Annotated in this window: 16 protein-coding genes; all 16 read left to right on the top strand. The window is 65.1% G+C overall.

Going from position 1 to position 16,460, the window contains the following annotated elements:
• Nucleotides 1-128: 128 nt before the first annotated feature.
• Nucleotides 129-1,568 carry a 3-isopropylmalate dehydratase large subunit gene (leuC, locus tag A9O65_RS05120; RefSeq protein WP_064701533.1) on the top strand — a complete coding sequence of 480 codons (1,440 nt, stop codon included), beginning with the start codon at nucleotides 129-131 and terminating at the stop codon, nucleotides 1,566-1,568.
• 3 nt (nucleotides 1,569-1,571) lie between these two features.
• A complete protein-coding gene (leuD, locus tag A9O65_RS05115) occupies nucleotides 1,572-2,216 on the top strand; it encodes a 3-isopropylmalate dehydratase small subunit (RefSeq protein ID WP_064701532.1) in 645 nt (214 codons plus the stop codon).
• A 204-nt stretch (nucleotides 2,217-2,420) separates the two neighbouring features.
• Complete coding sequence (gene leuB / locus A9O65_RS05110) at nucleotides 2,421-3,500, top strand: 3-isopropylmalate dehydrogenase (protein ID WP_064701531.1); 1,080 nt, start codon at nucleotides 2,421-2,423, stop codon at nucleotides 3,498-3,500.
• A 103-nt stretch (nucleotides 3,501-3,603) separates the two neighbouring features.
• Nucleotides 3,604-4,716 (top strand): aspartate-semialdehyde dehydrogenase, encoded by a 1,113-nt coding sequence (gene asd, locus A9O65_RS05105; protein ID WP_064700399.1) that lies wholly within the window; start codon nucleotides 3,604-3,606, stop codon nucleotides 4,714-4,716.
• 210 nt (nucleotides 4,717-4,926) lie between these two features.
• Nucleotides 4,927-5,862 carry a tRNA pseudouridine(38-40) synthase TruA gene (gene truA, locus A9O65_RS05100; RefSeq protein ID WP_064701530.1) on the top strand — a complete coding sequence of 312 codons (936 nt, stop codon included), beginning with the start codon at nucleotides 4,927-4,929 and terminating at the stop codon, nucleotides 5,860-5,862.
• Nucleotides 5,855-6,496: a phosphoribosylanthranilate isomerase gene (locus tag A9O65_RS05095; protein WP_064700397.1), complete on the top strand. Its 642-nt coding sequence runs from the start codon at nucleotides 5,855-5,857 to the stop codon at nucleotides 6,494-6,496. The genes truA and A9O65_RS05095 overlap by 8 nt, the downstream gene beginning before the upstream one ends.
• Before the next feature lie 53 nt (nucleotides 6,497-6,549).
• On the top strand, nucleotides 6,550-7,764 hold the full coding sequence (gene trpB, locus A9O65_RS05090) for a tryptophan synthase subunit beta (protein WP_064700396.1): 1,215 nt from the start codon (nucleotides 6,550-6,552) through the stop codon (nucleotides 7,762-7,764).
• Between the two features lie 9 nt (nucleotides 7,765-7,773).
• A complete protein-coding gene (gene trpA / locus A9O65_RS05085) occupies nucleotides 7,774-8,577 on the top strand; it encodes a tryptophan synthase subunit alpha (protein WP_064700395.1) in 804 nt (267 codons plus the stop codon).
• 78 nt (nucleotides 8,578-8,655) lie between these two features.
• Nucleotides 8,656-9,687: an acetyl-CoA carboxylase, carboxyltransferase subunit beta gene (gene accD / locus A9O65_RS05080; RefSeq protein ID WP_064700394.1), complete on the top strand. Its 1,032-nt coding sequence runs from the start codon at nucleotides 8,656-8,658 to the stop codon at nucleotides 9,685-9,687.
• A gap of 10 nt (nucleotides 9,688-9,697) precedes the next feature.
• Nucleotides 9,698-11,005, top strand: coding sequence for a bifunctional tetrahydrofolate synthase/dihydrofolate synthase (gene folC, locus A9O65_RS05075; RefSeq protein WP_064701529.1), 1,308 nt, complete (start codon nucleotides 9,698-9,700; stop codon nucleotides 11,003-11,005).
• Nucleotides 11,002-11,685: an SPOR domain-containing protein gene (locus A9O65_RS05070; RefSeq protein WP_064700392.1), complete on the top strand. Its 684-nt coding sequence runs from the start codon at nucleotides 11,002-11,004 to the stop codon at nucleotides 11,683-11,685. The genes folC and A9O65_RS05070 overlap by 4 nt, the downstream gene beginning before the upstream one ends.
• Before the next feature lie 5 nt (nucleotides 11,686-11,690).
• Nucleotides 11,691-12,269, top strand: coding sequence for a CvpA family protein (locus A9O65_RS05065; RefSeq protein ID WP_064701528.1), 579 nt, complete (start codon nucleotides 11,691-11,693; stop codon nucleotides 12,267-12,269).
• Nucleotides 12,270-12,328: 59 nt separating this feature from the next.
• Nucleotides 12,329-13,846: an amidophosphoribosyltransferase gene (purF, locus tag A9O65_RS05060; RefSeq protein WP_064701527.1), complete on the top strand. Its 1,518-nt coding sequence runs from the start codon at nucleotides 12,329-12,331 to the stop codon at nucleotides 13,844-13,846.
• Nucleotides 13,847-13,855: 9 nt separating this feature from the next.
• Nucleotides 13,856-15,082, top strand: coding sequence for an O-succinylhomoserine sulfhydrylase (locus A9O65_RS05055; protein WP_064700389.1), 1,227 nt, complete (start codon nucleotides 13,856-13,858; stop codon nucleotides 15,080-15,082).
• Between the two features lie 83 nt (nucleotides 15,083-15,165).
• Nucleotides 15,166-15,720, top strand: a complete 555-nt coding sequence (locus tag A9O65_RS05050; protein WP_064701526.1) for a cytochrome b — start codon at nucleotides 15,166-15,168, stop codon at nucleotides 15,718-15,720.
• Nucleotides 15,721-15,769: 49 nt separating this feature from the next.
• Nucleotides 15,770-16,354: a YceI family protein gene (locus tag A9O65_RS05045; RefSeq protein WP_064700511.1), complete on the top strand. Its 585-nt coding sequence runs from the start codon at nucleotides 15,770-15,772 to the stop codon at nucleotides 16,352-16,354.
• Nucleotides 16,355-16,460 lie beyond the last annotated feature (106 nt).

The raw sequence follows: 16,460 nt of genomic DNA, 5'->3' as shown, positions 1-16,460 counted from the left end.
AAGGAATCCAATAAATAAATAACATGAATTGCTTTTATGTGCGCGCCGCGTGACACTCGAATCAACGATATAACGGCAAGCGAATTGCCGACCGTGACGCCCAGACAGGCCCTGCCCGGGAGGATGACATGCCAGGCCAGACACTCTATGACAAGCTGTGGTCGCAGCATCTGGTGAAGGAGCGCGACGATGGTACCGCGCTGATCTACATCGACCGGCATCTGCTGCACGAAGTGACTTCGCCCCAGGCCTTCGAGGGGCTGCGACTGGCAGGACGCCGGCCCTGGCGGCTGGATGCCAACCTGGCGACCCCGGATCACAACGTGCCGACCACCTTGCTGGAACGTGCCGAGGGCAACGCCGGGATCAAGGATCCGGTGTCGCTGATCCAGGTGCAGACTCTGGACGACAACTGCGAATCCTTCGGCATCGAGGAATTCCGCATCAATGACCCGCGCCAGGGCATCGTCCATGTGGTGGGCCCGGAACAGGGGGCGACCCTGCCCGGCATGACCGTCGTCTGCGGGGACTCCCACACGGCGACCCACGGCGCCTTTGCGGCGCTTTCTCATGGCATCGGCACCTCCGAGGTGGAGCACGTGCTGGCTACCCAGTGCCTGCTGGCCCAGAAGATGAAGAACATGCAGGTGCGAGTGGAAGGCGAGCTTGGCGAGGGCGTTACCGCCAAGGACGTGGTCCTGGCCATCATCGGCCGTATCGGCACCGCCGGAGGTACGGGTTACGCCATCGAGTTTGCCGGTAGTGCCATTCGTGGGCTCTCCATGGAGGGCCGGATGACGGTCTGCAACATGGCCATCGAAGCCGGTGCGCGAGTCGGACTCATCGCCGTGGACGACACGACCATCGATTACCTCCGCGATCGCCACTACGCCCCCCGGGGCGAACAGTGGGAGGCGGCGGTGGCCGATTGGCGGAACCTGGTGTCCGATGCCGACGCCGAGTTCGACAAGGTGGTGACCCTGGATGCCGCCGAGATCGAGCCTCAGGTCTCCTGGGGCACCAGCCCGGAGATGGTCACCGGTATCGGCGGCGAGGTGCCCGATCCGGCCGATGCCGAGGACGACACGACGCGCACCGGCATCACGCGGGCGCTGGAATACATGGGGCTGGCGCCGAAGCAGAAGATCACTGATATCCGGCTCGACAAGGTCTTCATCGGCTCCTGCACCAATTCGCGCATCGAGGACCTGCGCGCGGCGGCCAAGGTTGCCAAGGGCCACAAGGTCGCCGACTCGATTGCCCTGGCCATGGTGGTGCCCGGCTCCGGGGTGGTGAAGCGCCAGGCCGAGGAGGAGGGACTCGACCGGATCTTCATCGATGCCGGCTTCGAGTGGCGCGAGCCAGGCTGTTCCATGTGCTTGGCCATGAATGCCGACAAGTTGGGTGCCGGCGAGCATTGCGCCTCGACCTCGAATCGCAACTTCGAGGGGCGCCAGGGCTATGGCGGCCGGACCCATCTGGTGAGCCCGGCGATGGCCGCCGCGGCTGCCATCGCTGGTCACTTCGTAGATGTTCGCCACTTCGATGCCGAAGCTCAGGAGGCTTGAGCCATGCAGAAATTCGAACGTCTCGACGGCCTTGTTGCGCCGCTGGATCGCGCCAACGTCGACACCGACCTGATCATTCCCAAGCAGTTCCTGAAGTCGATCAAGCGCAGCGGCTTTGGCGTCAACCTGTTCGATGAGCTGCGCTACCTCGACGAAGGTCAGCCCGGCCAGGACGTCTCGGGGCGTCCGCTCAACCCGGACTTCGTGCTCAATCAGCCTCGTTACCAGGGGGCGAGCATCCTGCTGGCGCGCCAGAACTTCGGTTGCGGCAGCTCCCGCGAGCATGCGCCCTGGGCGTTGGCCGATTATGGCTTCCGGGTGGTGATTGCCCCGAGTTTCGCCGACATCTTCTACAACAACGCCTTCAAGAACGGCATCCTGCTGATCAAGCTTTCCGAGGCCGAGGTCGACCGGTTGTTCGAGGAAGTGGCGGCGAACGAGGGCTATCGCCTCGACGTGGATCTGGAGCAGCAGCGCGTCATTACACCGTCGGGAGAGGTGCTCGAGTTTGAAGTGGATGCCTTTCGCAAGCACTGCCTGCTCGAAGGACTCGACGACATCGGCATCACCCTGCAGGACGAAGACGCCATCCATGCGTTCGAAAAACGGCACAGGGCGGAGCGCCCCTGGCTGTTTCGGGAAGCCTGAATCGGCAAGAGAGGCGCTCCGCCTTAACGGCCGGTGCCGATCAGGGTCGGCTTCTCAACGCATATGGCAGCGGAGCGTCGGGAGCAGGCCGGAGAGGAGGTCCGACGCCAGGGATGGCGTCGGTAGCGCCCACGGATGGGTTTACAGCGCCTCCTCGACGGCCTGCCGCCGAATCAGCTCCGCCCACTCAACAAGGAAAACACGATGACACGCAAGATTCTGGTTCTCCCGGGCGATGGCATTGGCCCGGAGATCACCGCCCAGGCCAGCCGGGTGCTGGCCGCCTGCCAGGCGCAGGGATTGGATGTCGAGGTGGAAGAGGCGCCGGTTGGCGGTGCCGCTTATGATCTCGAGGGCTCGCCGCTGCCGGAAGGCACTCTGACTAGGGCCAAGGCCGCCGATGCCGTGCTGCTCGGGGCCGTGGGCGGTCCCAAGTGGGACAAGCTCGAGGACATCAGCAAGCGTCCCGAGAAGGGCCTGCTGGGCCTGCGCAAGGAGCTCGGCCTGTTCGGCAACCTGCGACCGGCGCTGCTCTATCCGCAGCTGGCCGGGGCCTCGAGTCTCAAGCCCGAGCTGGTCGCCGGCCTCGACATCATGATCGTGCGCGAGCTGACCGGTGGCATCTACTTCGGTCAGCCGCGCGGCATCGAGGAGCGCAACGGCCAGCGGGTGGGCTACAACACCTATGTCTACGCCGAAGCCGAGATCGAGCGCATCGGTCGCATGGCCTTCGAGATGGCCCGGAAACGCGGCAAGAAACTGTGTTCGGTCGACAAGGCCAACGTGCTCGAGGTGACCATGCTGTGGCGCGAGGTCATGGAGCGCCTGGCGCCGGAATATCCGGACGTCGAGTTGTCGCACATGTACGTCGACAATGCTGCCATGCAACTGGTCCGCGCGCCCAAGCAGTTCGACGTGGTGGTCACCGGCAACATGTTCGGCGACATCCTCTCCGATGCCGCGGCCATGCTGACAGGGTCGATCGGCATGCTGCCCTCGGCGTCACTCAACGAGAGCGGGCAGGGCATGTACGAGCCCTGCCACGGCAGCGCGCCGGACATCGCCGGCCAGGGACTGGCGAACCCCCTGGCGACCATTCTCTCCGTGGCCATGATGTTGCGCTATTCGCTGGGCGAGCCGGCGCTGGCCGAGCGTATCGAAGCCGCTGTCGGCAAGGTGCTGGATGATGGCCTTAGAACCGCCGATATCGCCGCCGAAGGCGAGCGCGCGGTGTCGACCGCCGAGATGGGCGATGCCGTGCTGGCAGCCTTCGAGACGCCGTAGGAACGTCGACCGGACATGAGCCCAGAGGCTGTCCGGATGCCGCGTCGATGCTCGGCGCAGCTTGCTGTATACTAACAGGTTCACTTTTTCTGGAGGACTTCACATGTTGAAAGTCGGTTTTGTCGGATGGCGTGGCATGGTGGGCTCCGTGCTCATGCAACGCATGGTGGAAGATGGAGACTTCAATGGCATCGAGCCGGTCTTCTTCACCACCTCCCAGGTCGGTCAGCCTGGCCCCGACGTCGGCGTGGACGTGCCTCCGCTGAAGGATGCCTTCGACCTGGAAGCGCTGAAGGTCCTTGACGTGATCGTCACCTGCCAGGGCGGCGACTACACCAAGAAGGTCTTTGATGATCTGCGCGGCGGCGGCTGGAAAGGCTACTGGATCGATGCCGCCAGCACCTTGCGCATGGCCGACGAGGCCACCATCGTGCTGGACCCGGTCAACCGCAAGGTCATCGACGAGCAACTGGCCCGTGGGGCCAGGACCTTCGTCGGCGGCAACTGCACCGTCAGCCTGATGATGATGGGCCTGGGTGGCCTGTTCGAGGCCGATATGGTCGAGTGGATGACCTCCATGACCTATCAGGCGGCTTCCGGCTCCGGCGCCAAGCACATGCGCGAGCTGCTCAACCAGATGGGAGCGCTGCGCGACAGCGTTTCCACGGAGCTGGCCGACCCCGGCAGCGCCATCCTCGACATCGACCGCAAGGTCACCGCGGCCATGCGCGGCGGCGACTTCCCGGTCGACAACTTCGGTGCGCCGCTGGCCGGTAGCCTGCTGCCCTGGATCGACTCCAAGCTCGACAACGGCCAGAGTCGCGAAGAGTGGAAGGGCTCGGTGGAGACCAACAAGATTCTCGGTCGGCAGGACAATCCGGTGCCCATCGATGGGCTCTGCGTACGCATCGGTGCCATGCGCTCCCACAGCCAGGCCTTTACCATCAAGCTCAAGCAGGATGTGCCGCTCGACGAGATCGAGGAGCGCATCGCGACCCACAACGACTGGGTCAAGCTGATTCCCAACGACAAGGATGCCACCAACGACGGCCTGACACCGGCCGCTGCTACCGGCACCCTGACCGTGCCGGTGGGGCGCCTGCGCAAGCTGGCCATGGGCGGTGAATACCTTTCCGCCTTCAGCGTCGGCGACCAGTTGCTGTGGGGGGCGGCGGAGCCGCTCAAGCGGATGCTCAAGATCCTGCGCGAACAGTAAGGTCCTGGACGGTGGCGCCCGAAGGCGGACATCGTCATTGCGAGGCCACGGAAGGGGCGTCCCGGAAGGGGCGCCCTTGTGTGTTTTTGTTGCCCATTCCCCGGCGTGGGTGGCGTTCCTCCCGCTCGGCGGGGATAATGCCCCGGCATCGTCCATGCCACTGTCGGCACACTGCCGGCGGATTTTGCCAACCACCGACCCGACAGCGCCATGAGTCTCTTTCAACGCCTCGACGAGCACCATCCCTTGACCGGCCGCCTGGCCATGGCCGTGGAGTATGACGGCAGCCAGTATTGTGGCTGGCAGCGTCTCAAGCACGCCGCCTCGGTGCAGGCTTCGCTCGAGGCGGCGCTGTCGCGGGTGGCCGGTGCCGCGGTGCGGGTACATGCCAGCGGACGTACCGACTCCGGCGTCCACGCGACCCGCCAGATCGTGCATTTCGATCCGCCGGCTGCTCGCTCCCAGAAAGCCTGGGTGTTCGGCACCAATGCCAACTTGCCGCGTGATATTGCCGTACGCTGGATCAAGCCGGTGGGGGATGACTTCCATGCCCGCTTCAAGGCGCTGGCGCGGCGTTACCGCTATGTGCTGCTCAACCAGCCCAGTCGCCCCGTTCTGGAGCGGGCCAATGTGACCTGGTGCCGCGACCCGCTGGACGCCGAGGCGATGCACGAGGCGGCCCAGGTCCTGGTGGGCGAGCACGACTTTTCGAGCTTTCGCGCGGCCGGCTGCCAGTCGAAGACGCCCTGGCGGCATCTGCATTTCATCGAGGTTCATCGTCACGGCCCCCTGGTGGTGGTGGACGTACAGGGCAATGCCTTTCTTCACCACATGATCCGTAACATCGTCGGCGCCCTGGTGACCGTGGGGCGGGGCGAACAGGGCACCGACTATCTGGCTCGGCTGCTGGCGCTCAGGGATCGGACCCGGGGTGACGTGACGGCGCCGGCCTGTGGCCTGCATTTCGTCGACTCTCTCTATGATCCCGGCTGGGCGCTGCCCCGGGAGCCCCTCGGGCCGAATCTGCTGGCTTTCCTGGGGGAGTGGTCCGGCGAGCGCCCCTTGCCGGACTGCCCCATGATCGAATTCCGGCGAGGCCGCCCCGTGGCGGAGGCAGAACATGCCGAGGAGAGCGATGATGCTTGATCATGCCACGCCCAAGCGGCGGACCCGTGTGAAATTCTGTGGGCTGACTCGGGCCGAGGATGTGGATGCTGCCGTGGCCCTGGGAGCCGATGCCCTGGGATTCGTGCTCTGGCCCGGCAGCCGGCGAGCCATCGATCTCGAGCGGCTGGCGTCGCTTGCCGCCCGGGTGCCGGCCTTCGTCACCCGGGTGGGGTTGTTCGTCGATCCCGACACTGCCTTGGTGGAAAGGGCGGCCGAGCATCTCGATCTTCTGCAGTTCCATGGTGACGAGTCATCGGCGTGTTGCGCATCCTTCGGTCGGCCCTGGATCAAGGCGCTGCGCATGCGAGATGGCCTGGATCTGGAGACCGCCGCCCGGGACCATGCCGGTGCCAGGGCCTTGCTGCTGGACGCCTATCGTCCCGGGATGCCCGGTGGAACCGGCGAGACCTTCGATTGGTCGCGAATCCCCGCAACCCTGGCAAAACCTGTTATCCTCGCCGGAGGCCTCACGCCGGCCAATGTGGCCGAGGCCATCGCGACGGTGGCGCCCTTCGCGGTGGATGTTTCCGGCGGTATCGAGACTGCGCCCGGATGCAAGGACGTCGATGCCATGACGGCCTTTCTGGACGCGGTGCGACGCGCCGACGCCTGATCGCCTTTCGCGCTTCACCTACAACCCTACACCGATCCTGTGAGGTGTCTTTCGTGAGCAAGTTCAGTGACCTGACCCGACTGCCGGACGACCGTGGCCACTTCGGCCCCTATGGTGGCCGGTTCGTTTCGGAGACCCTGAGCTTCGCCCTGGAGGATCTGGAGAAGACGTATCGACGTCTTCGCGAGGACCCGGATTTCCAGGCGGAATTCGACTATGACCTGGCCCACTACGTGGGGCGCCCGTCACCGCTCTATCATGCCGAGCGATGGTCGAAGCAGCTCGGTGGGGCGCAGATCTGGCTCAAGCGCGAGGACCTCAACCACACCGGCGCCCACAAGGTGAACAACACCATCGGCCAGGCGCTGCTCGCCAAGAAGAGCGGCAAGCCCAGGGTCATTGCCGAGACCGGCGCGGGACAGCATGGCGTGGCCACGGCCACCGTGGCCGCACGCCTGGGATTGGCGTGCGAGATCTACATGGGCGCCGAGGATGTCGAGCGCCAGAAGCTCAACGTCTATCGCATGCGCCTGCTGGGGGCCGAGGTCATTCCGGTGGAGTCCGGCACCCGCACCCTCAAGGACGCGATGAATGAGGCGCTGCGCGACTGGGTGACCAACGTCGATGATACCTTCTACATCATCGGCACCGTGGCGGGGCCGCATCCCTATCCGATGCTGGTGCGCGATTTCAACGCCGTGGTCGGCCGCGAGGCGCGTCGTCAGTCCCTGGAAGAGTTCGGTCGCCTGCCCGATGCCTTGATCGCCTGCGTCGGGGGAGGTTCCAATGCCATGGGGCTCTTCTATCCCTTTGCCGAGGATGACGACGTTGCCATGATCGGCGTGGAAGCCGGAGGCGATGGGCTGGCGACCGGCCGTCACGCGGCGCCGCTGGCGTCCGGCGCGCCGCGCGGGGTCCTGCATGGCAATCGCACCTACTTGATGTCCGACGAAGGCGGGCAGGTGTCCGACACTCACTCGGTCTCGGCGGGCCTGGATTATCCCGGTGTCGGGCCGGAGCACGCCTTCTGGAAGGATGTGGGGCGGGTCGAGTATGTCGCGGCCGATGACGCGGAGGTGCTCGAGGCCTTCCGCGAGTTGACTCATGTGGAAGGCATCATGCCGGCCCTGGAATCGGCCCACGCCCTGGCCCATGCCAAGCGGCTGGCGCCGACCATGCGACCCGACCAGCATATCGTGGTCAATCTCTCCGGACGTGGCGACAAGGACATCATGACCGTCGCCAAGCTCGACGGCATCGAATTCTGAGGCAGTCTGATGAACCGTATCGATCAACGTTTTGCCGATCTCAAGGCACAGGGCCGCCGCGCGCTGATTCCCTACATCACCGCGGGTGACCCCGCGCCGGCGCATACGGTGGACTTCATGCATGCCCTGGTGCGTGCCGGTGCCGATATCATCGAGTTGGGGGTGCCGTTTTCCGACCCGATGGCCGATGGCCCGGTGATCCAGAAGGCCTGCGAGCGCGCCTTGCGCCATGGCGTGCGCCTGGGGCACCTGTTCGAGATGGTCAGGGAATTTCGCCGTGACGACGCCGAGACGCCGGTGGTGCTGATGGGCTATCTCAATCCCGTGGAGCGGTTCGGCTTCGAGGCGTTCGCCGACCAGGCCAGCGAGGCCGGTGTCGATGGCGTGCTGCTCGTCGACATGCCGCCGGAAGAGGCGGATCTGCTGGGGCCGGTGCTCGAGTCGCGGGGCCTGTCCTCGATCTTTCTGGTGGCCCCTACCACTTCCCGCGCCCGGGCCGCTACAATATGCGCCCATGGCGAAGGGTATCTCTACTATGTTTCGCTCAAGGGCGTGACCGGCGGGGCCGCTGCCGATGCCGATGACATCGCGGCCCACCTGGCGCCGCTTCGCGAGATGACCGACCTGCCCCTGTGTGTGGGCTTCGGCATTCGTGACGGGGCTTCGGCCGCCGCCGTCGGACGTGTGGCCGACGGGGTGATCGTCGGCAGTGCCCTGGTCAGCCGCATCGCCGAAAACGCCGAACGACCCGAGGCGATTCCCGCCGCCCTGGAGGCGGTCCTGGGTGAGATGCGCCAGGCACTGGACGCCTAGCGGCAGCCTGGCCTGCCAACTGATTCGACTTGGCCCCCGCCATGCGGGGGCGACAGCACAAAGGGAAGCGATTCTGACATGAGCTGGCTAGACAAGATCGTGCCCTCGGTGGGGCGCATTCAGCGCAAGGAGCGGCGTACGAGCGTCCCCGACGGCCTGTGGCGAAAGTGCCCGAAGTGCGAGTCGGTGCTTTATCTGCCGGAACTCGAAAAGCACCACAACGTCTGCCCCAAGTGTGATCATCATCTGCGACTGACGGCACGCAAGCGGCTGGACTGGTTCCTCGACAAGGAGGGGCGCGAGGAAATCGCCGCCGACCTCGAACCCGTCGACCGTCTCAAGTTCCGTGACTCCAAGAAGTACAAGGATCGCCTCAGTGCGGCCCAGAAGGCCACCGGCGAGAAAGATGGCCTGGTGGCCATGCGGGGGACCCTGGAAGGGCTGCCGGTGGTGGCCGTGGCCTTCGAGTTCACCTTCATGGGTGGCTCGATGGGGGCCGTGGTGGGCGAGAAGTTCGTGCGTGCCGCAACCCAGGCCCTGGATGAAGGCATTCCGCTGGTGTGCTTCTCCGCTTCGGGCGGGGCGCGCATGCAGGAGGCGCTGTTCTCGCTGATGCAGATGGCCAAGACCTCTGCTGCCCTGGAGAAACTCAAGCAGGCCGGCGTGCCTTACATTTCGGTGCTGACCGATCCGGTGTTCGGCGGCGTATCGGCGTCATTGGCCATGCTCGGCGATCTCAATGTCGCCGAACCCAATGCGCTGATCGGCTTTGCCGGCCCCCGGGTCATCGAGCAGACGGTTCGCGAGCAGTTGCCCGAGGGCTTCCAGCGCAGCGAGTTTCTGCTCGAGCATGGTGCCGTGGACATGATCGTCCATCGCCAGGAGATCCGCGAGCGGCTTGGCGGCGTCTTGCGCAAGCTGACCCATCAACCGGCCAACGGGCCAGCGGTGACCGGGTCCGGCGAGCCGGATCTCGTCGATGCGGCGCAGCAAGCCGAGCCATCGCCTGAGGAGCCGGCGACGACCGAACCCGAGGCGCCGAGCGACGAGCGAGCCGGGACGGATAGCGAGGAAGCCGACGAGCCGCCACGCCGCGACGACAATCGTTGAGTTCGCAGACATGCGAGACGCTTCTCCTTCCCCGCTCGATGCCTGGCTGAGTCGACTGGAGGCAGCTCATCCGGTGGGTATCGACCTCGGCCTCGAGCGGGTGGCCGAGGTCGCTCGTCGCATGGGGTTGCTCGACGGCCCGGTGGCCGGACGCGTGATCACCGTGGCCGGCACCAATGGCAAGGGCTCCACCGTGGCCATGCTCGATGCGCTGGCCCGACACCATGGCCTGTCCGCGGCCACCTATACCTCTCCTCATCTACTGCGCTACAACGAGCGATTGTGCCTGGACGGCCACGAAGCCGATGATGCGACCCTGATCGCCGGCTTCGAGGCGGTGGAAGCCGCACGCCTCGATGGCGAGCCGATCAGCCTGACCTACTTCGAAGTCGGCACGCTGGGAGCGCTGCACGCCATCCGCGCTTTCTCCCCGGAGGTGGCGATCCTCGAGGTAGGGCTAGGCGGACGCCTCGATGCGGTCAATGTTCTCGATGCCGATGTGGCGGTGGTGACCACCATCGCCCGTGACCACGCGGCTTTTCTTGGTGACGATCTCGAAGGCATCGGCCGTGAGAAGGCAGGCATCATGCGTGCCGGGCGGCCCGCCGTGCTGGGCTCTTCCGATCTGCCGGCCAGTGTGCGCTCTACCGCCGAGGCGTTGTCGGCATCGGTGCATGCCCTGGGCACGGCCTACGGGGTCGAGCGGGAGGCGGCGTCGTGGCGCTGGTGGTGCGACATCGGACAAGCGCTGCGGGGGCTGCCCGATCCGGGACTGCCGCTGGATAATGCCGCCACCGCCCTGATGGCCTTGCAGCTGGCTGGTGTCGAGCTTGACGAGACTGCCAGCCGGCAGGCCCTGGGAAGCGTCGTGCTGCCTGGTCGGATGCAGTGGCGCGGAGCCTGGTGCCTGGATGTGGGGCATAATCCTCAAGCGGCGGCTTATGTGGCCGGCCGACTCGCCGAGCGCCCCGTTGCGGGACGAACCTTCGCGCTGCTCGGCATGCTGGGCGACAAGGATGCTGATGGGGTGATCGAAGCGCTGGCGCCGTCGATCGATGCCTGGGTGCCGGTGACCCTGGAGGGGGAGCGGGCACGCAGTGCCGACGAGCTGGCGATACGTCTCGAGGCGCTTGACCAGGAGGTCGTGCACTGCGACGTCTCGCCGGCCCAGGGGGCGGCCTGGCTGGAGGCGCATCTCGCGCCGCAGGATCGTGTGCTGGTCTGTGGCTCCTTCTTCACCGTTGGAGGCGTGCTGGCGGCCTGGGCGGCACGGGCGCAGACTGAAACGGATGACAGGCCGAGCGAGGGAATGACATGAAATACGGTATGCGCGAGCGGATCAGTGGTGCCTTGATTCTCATTGCCCTGGCGGTGATCTTCGTCCCCCTGCTGTTCGACGATCCGGCACCGCGCGAGGACCGTCCCGAACCCGTGCTGACCATCGAGCAACCGATCGAGGTCGAGCGTCGCGACCTCGAGGAGCCGGCGCCGCCGGAGAGCCTCGACGAAAGCGCCTCCGCGGAGACCGCGACCGAGGTGGATCAGGCGCCCGTGGAACGCGTGGTGACTGACGGCGACACCGCGAGTCAGGCGCCGGTGGCGAGCGAGGAGACCGAGGCGGCGGACGCTGATGAGGTGGCATCGAACCGCCAGACGACAAGCGACGATGAAGCCGCTGCCGACGACGAGCGTGCGGCGGCCGGCCAGCAAGAGGATCCCATCGCCGAGCTCGCTCGAGCCGCCGATGAGCGCCAGGCGGAGGCGACGCCGGGCGGTGACTGGGCGATTCAGGTTGGCAGCTTCGGGCAGTCCGGCAATGCCGAGCGCCTGCAGGCACGCCTGGAAGAACAGGGCTATCCCGCCTATCACCGTGCGCGCGACAATGACCTGACCACGGTTTACGTCGGCCCCTATGCCAGTTCGGAAGTGGCCGAAAACGTGATGGGCAAGCTCAAGGCCGGGCTCAATCTGCAAGGCCTGCTGGTGAGGACCGAGTGAACGGGATGGCGCTGACCTGGCTCGACTGGCTGTGCATTGGCGTGCTGGCCGTGACCACTCTGACGGGGTTGTTCAGAGGGCTGATCCGCGAGGCTCTGGGGCTTGCCTCATGGATCGTCGCTCTGCTGGCGGCGCGTTGGCTGTCCGCACCGGTGGCCGATGTGTTCTCGGGCATGATCGAAAGCCCTGATGGCCGCCTGGTGCTGGCGTTCGTGCTGGTGGTCTTCGTGGTCATTCTGGCCTGCGGACTGATCATTCGCCTGATGCATGCGGCGGTGGAGTGGGTCGGCATGGGCCTGTTCAATCGTCTCGCCGGTGCCGCCTTCGGCTTGGCCAAGGGAGCGGCGGTGCTGGTGCTGGCGACCATCCTGATCGGCCTGACGCCGTTGTCACAGTTGCAGGCCTGGCAGCAGGCTGAGCTACGACCCGAGCTGGAGCGACTGCGGGATTGGTCGGTAGGCCAGCTACTGGCCTGGGAAGACCGTCTGCCCGCTTCGGCATCGTCCCTGGAGGCGTTGTCCACGCCGGACGAGCCAACGACATCGCGGCAGGTGCAGGGAAGCGCGGAGCCGGATCCAGAATAGTGTGAATATCGGGATGGTGCGTTGCCATCCCTTCCTTACGGCAAGCGAGGTAAGCAGTAATGTGCGGGATCGTGGGCCTGATGGCCAAGCAGGCGGTGAACCAGGGGATCTATGATGCCCTGACGGTGCTGCAGCACCGCGGCCAGGATGCCGCCGGCATGATGACCTGGAATGAGGGTCGCTTCCTGCTGCGCAAGAGCAACGGTCTGGTCCGGGATGTCTTCCATACCCGTCACATGGCGCGTCTCAAGGGGAACCTGGGGATCGGCCATGTGCGTTATCCCACCGCCGGCTCCTCCAGCGAGGCGGAGTCCCAGCCGTTCTATGTCAACTCTCCCTTCGGCATCACCCTGGCCCACAATGGCAACCTGACGAATTCCGACCAGCTAAAGCAGGAGCTGTTCTCCTCCGACCTGCGTCACATCAATACCAGTTCCGATTCCGAGGTGCTGCTCAATGTCTTCGCCCATGAGCTGGGCAAGCAGGGGCTTCACCTGGCCCCGGGCGACATCTTCGATGCCGTGCGACGCGTGCATCGCCGGTGTCGTGGCGGCTATGCGGCCGTGTCGATCATCAATGGCGTCGGCATGGTGGCCTTCCGGGATCCCAACGGTATTCGTCCGGTGGTCTTCGGAACGCGCGACGAGGGGGAAGGCCAGGAAGTGATGATCGCTTCCGAGTCGGTGGCGCTGGATGTCGGCGGCTTCGAACTGCATCGCGATCTGGCGCCCGGCGAGGCGATGTTCGTCGACATGGACGGCAACATCCATACCCAGAGCTGCGCGGATCACCCGCGCCTGGCGCCGTGCATCTTCGAGCATGTCTACCTGGCGCGCCCCGACACCCTGCTCGATGGGGCTTACGTCTATGGCACGCGCATGCAGATGGGGCGCAAGCTGGGGGATCGCATCAAGAGCGAATGGCCGGATCACGACATCGACGTGGTCATCCCGATTCCCGATACGTCGCGGACCTCGGCCCTGGAACTGGCCCAGCACCTTGGCGTGACCTTCCGCGAAGGCTTCATGAAGAATCGCTACATCGGCCGAACCTTCATCATGCCGGGGCAGACCCAGCGCAAGAAGTCGGTGCGTCAGAAGCTCAATGCCATCGATATCGAGTTCAAGGGCAAGAACGTGCTGCTGGTGGATGATTCCATTGTACGGGGCACGACCTGTCGCCAGATCATCCAGATGGCCCGGGAGGCCGGTGCCCGCAAGGTCTATTTCGCCTCGGCGGCGCCGCCGGTTCGCTATCCCAATGTCTATGGCATCGACATGCCGGCGGCCAGCGAATTGATCGCCCATGGCCGTAGCGAAGTCGAGGTCGGTGAGCTGATCGGCGCGGACCGGATGGTCTATCAGGATCTGGATGACCTGAAGGCAGCGTGTCGCGAAGTGAACCCGGCTCTGGACGAATTCGACTGTTCGGTGTTCGATGGGCGCTACATCACCGGCGACATCGACGAAGCCTACCTGGCCGAGCTGGAGGCGATGCGCAACGACGAAGCCAAGCTGTCGAGTGCCGGCGACCATGCGCTGGTCGGCATGCATAATCAGGAAGACGACATCGACTGAGGGGGTGCCATGCACGATGACGACCAGGTCGGCGAGGACTGGGGGCTGTCCACCCTGGCAGTGCGTGCCGGTCACCGGCGGACTGCCGAGCAGGAACACAGCGAGCCCATCTTTCCGACGTCCAGCTTCGTCTACGGCAGTGCGGCGGAGGCGGCACGCAAGTTCGGTGGCGAGGAGCCGGGCAATATCTACTCCCGCTTCACCAATCCCACGGTGCATACTTTCGAGCGTCGCCTGGCCGCGCTGGAGGGCGGAGAGCGCTGCGTGGCCACGGCTTCGGGCATGTCGGCGATTCTCTCCACGGCGCTGGCGCTGCTGTCCGCCGGCGACGAGATCGTCGCCTCCCGTTCCCTGTTCGGCTCCACGGTCAGCCTGTTCGACAAGTATCTGGGCAAGCTGGGCATCACGACCCGGTATGTCGAGCTGTCGAATCTCGAAGACTGGGAAGCGGCGCTGACGCCGGCGACCAAACTGCTGTTCGCTGAGACGCCTTCCAACCCGCTGTCCGAAGTGGTCGATATCGGCGCCTTGGCCGAGATTGCCCACCGGCATGACGCCTGGCTCGCCATCGACAACTGCTTTCTGACGCCGGCACTGCAGCGTCCGTTGGCACTGGGCGCGGATCTGGTGATTCACTCCGCGACCAAGTATCTCGATGGACAGGGCAGGGCGGTCGGCGGTGCCGTCGTCGGCCCCGACAAGCTCCTCGAGGAGGTCTTCGGCGTGGTGCGTACCTGTGGTCCGTGTCTCAGCCCCTTCAACGCCTGGATCTTCACCAAGGGACTCGAGACGCTCAGCTTGCGCATGCGGGCGCATTGCGCCAATGCCCAGGCGCTGGCCGAATGGCTGGAGGCGCATCCGGCGGTGGAGCGGGTCCATTACAGTGGGTTGACTTCCCATGCGCAGCATGAGCTGGCGGCGCGTCAGCAAGGGGCGTTCGGTGCCGTGCTCGGTTTCGAGGTACGAGGCGGGCGCGAAGGCGCCTGGTCGGTGATCGATGCCACCCGATTGTTGTCGATCACCGGCAACCTCGGCGATGCCAAGAGCACCATCACCCATCCCGGCACCACGACCCATGGACGCCTGTCGGAAGCACAGAAGGCATCGGCCGGCATCAGCGAGGGATTGATCCGCGTGGCTGTCGGCCTCGAGGACCTCGAGGACATTCGTGTTGACCTGGCGCGTGGTCTGGATGCCTTGGCAGGTGCCTGCACGTCGAATGGTTTTTCCGAATGAAGCGTTCGGCTATTTTCAGCGGACCGGATGATCGGCTCAACGTATAGTGACGCCCATGTCATGACGTTTCGGGAAGATCGCGCATGTGGGGTAACACGCGTTTTGGTTGGGGGCTCGTCAGTATCCTGTTGCACTGGCTCAGCGCGCTGGTCATCGTCGGCCTCTTCGTGCTGGGCTGGTGGATGACCGGGCTGGGCTATTACGATAGCTGGTATAACCTGGCGCCCTGGTGGCACCGCAGCGTGGGCATGCTGCTGCTGTTCGCGACCCTGGGCCGGCTGGTCTGGCGCCTGCTGCAGCCCACGCCGGTTGCTCGGGGACATCGGCTGGAGCGTTTCGCCGCCCATGTCGGGCACATTCTGCTCTATTGCCTCATGCTGCTCGTGCTGGTGAGTGGTTATCTGATCTCCACCGCCGAGGGCGACGGGATCGATGTCTTCGGCTGGTTCCGGGTGCCGGCACTGGTCAGCGGGTTGCCCGATCAGGCGACGCTGGCGGGGACGATCCACTGGTATGCGGCCTGGGCGTTGATCGTGCTGGCGGCTGGCCATGCCCTGGCAGCCTTCAAGCATCATCTGATCGATCGTCACGATGTTCTCGTGCGCATGTTGCTGCCGCGCTACACGCGCCGCCACTGACCGAGGGTGGTGGACGCATTGCATCATCCAACCACAAGGAGAGGACATGATGTTCAAGAAGACTGTGCTGAGCGCCGCCCTGGCCACCGCCACGCTGGTGCCTTTCGCCCAAGCTCAAGCTGCCGACTACACCATCGATACCGAGGGCCAGCATGCCTTCGTGCAATTCAAGATCAGCCATCTGGGCTTTTCCTACATCCTCGGTTCCTTCGAGGAGTTCTCAGGGGGCTTCAGCTATGATCCCGAGAATCCCGATGCTTCCTCGGCGAACGTCGAGGTGGACGTGACCAGCTTGACCACCAATCACGCCGAGCGTGACAAGCACATCAAGAGCGAGGACTTCCTCGACGCTGGGGAGTACCCCACGGCCACCTTCACCTCCACCGGCTTCGAGCCCACCGGCGAGAACGAGGGTGTGCTGACCGGCGACCTGACACTGCATGGGGAAACCAACGAGATCGAGATGCCGGTCACGCTGCTCGGCGAGGGCGAAGATCCCTGGGGCAACTATCGTGCCGGTTTCGAGGGCACTACTACCCTGACGCTTGCCGATTACGGCATCGACATGTCGAGCTTCCCCGAGCCGATGCATGAGCTCGAGCTTTATGTGACCTTCGAGGGAATTCGCCAGTGACGTTGCTCGAATGATGCCGGTGCAGGACGCTGCAAGGCGATCAAGACAGCGATGAAGAACGCGACACCCCCGGCACAGGCCGGGGGTGTCGCGTTTCAGGCGGCAG

Source organism: Halomonas caseinilytica (assembly GCF_001662305.1).
Classification (GTDB): Bacteria; Pseudomonadota; Gammaproteobacteria; order Pseudomonadales; family Halomonadaceae; genus Halomonas; species Halomonas caseinilytica.
The sequence above is the reverse complement of the archived record's forward strand: the minus strand, read 5'-3'. Positions and strand labels throughout refer to the sequence as shown.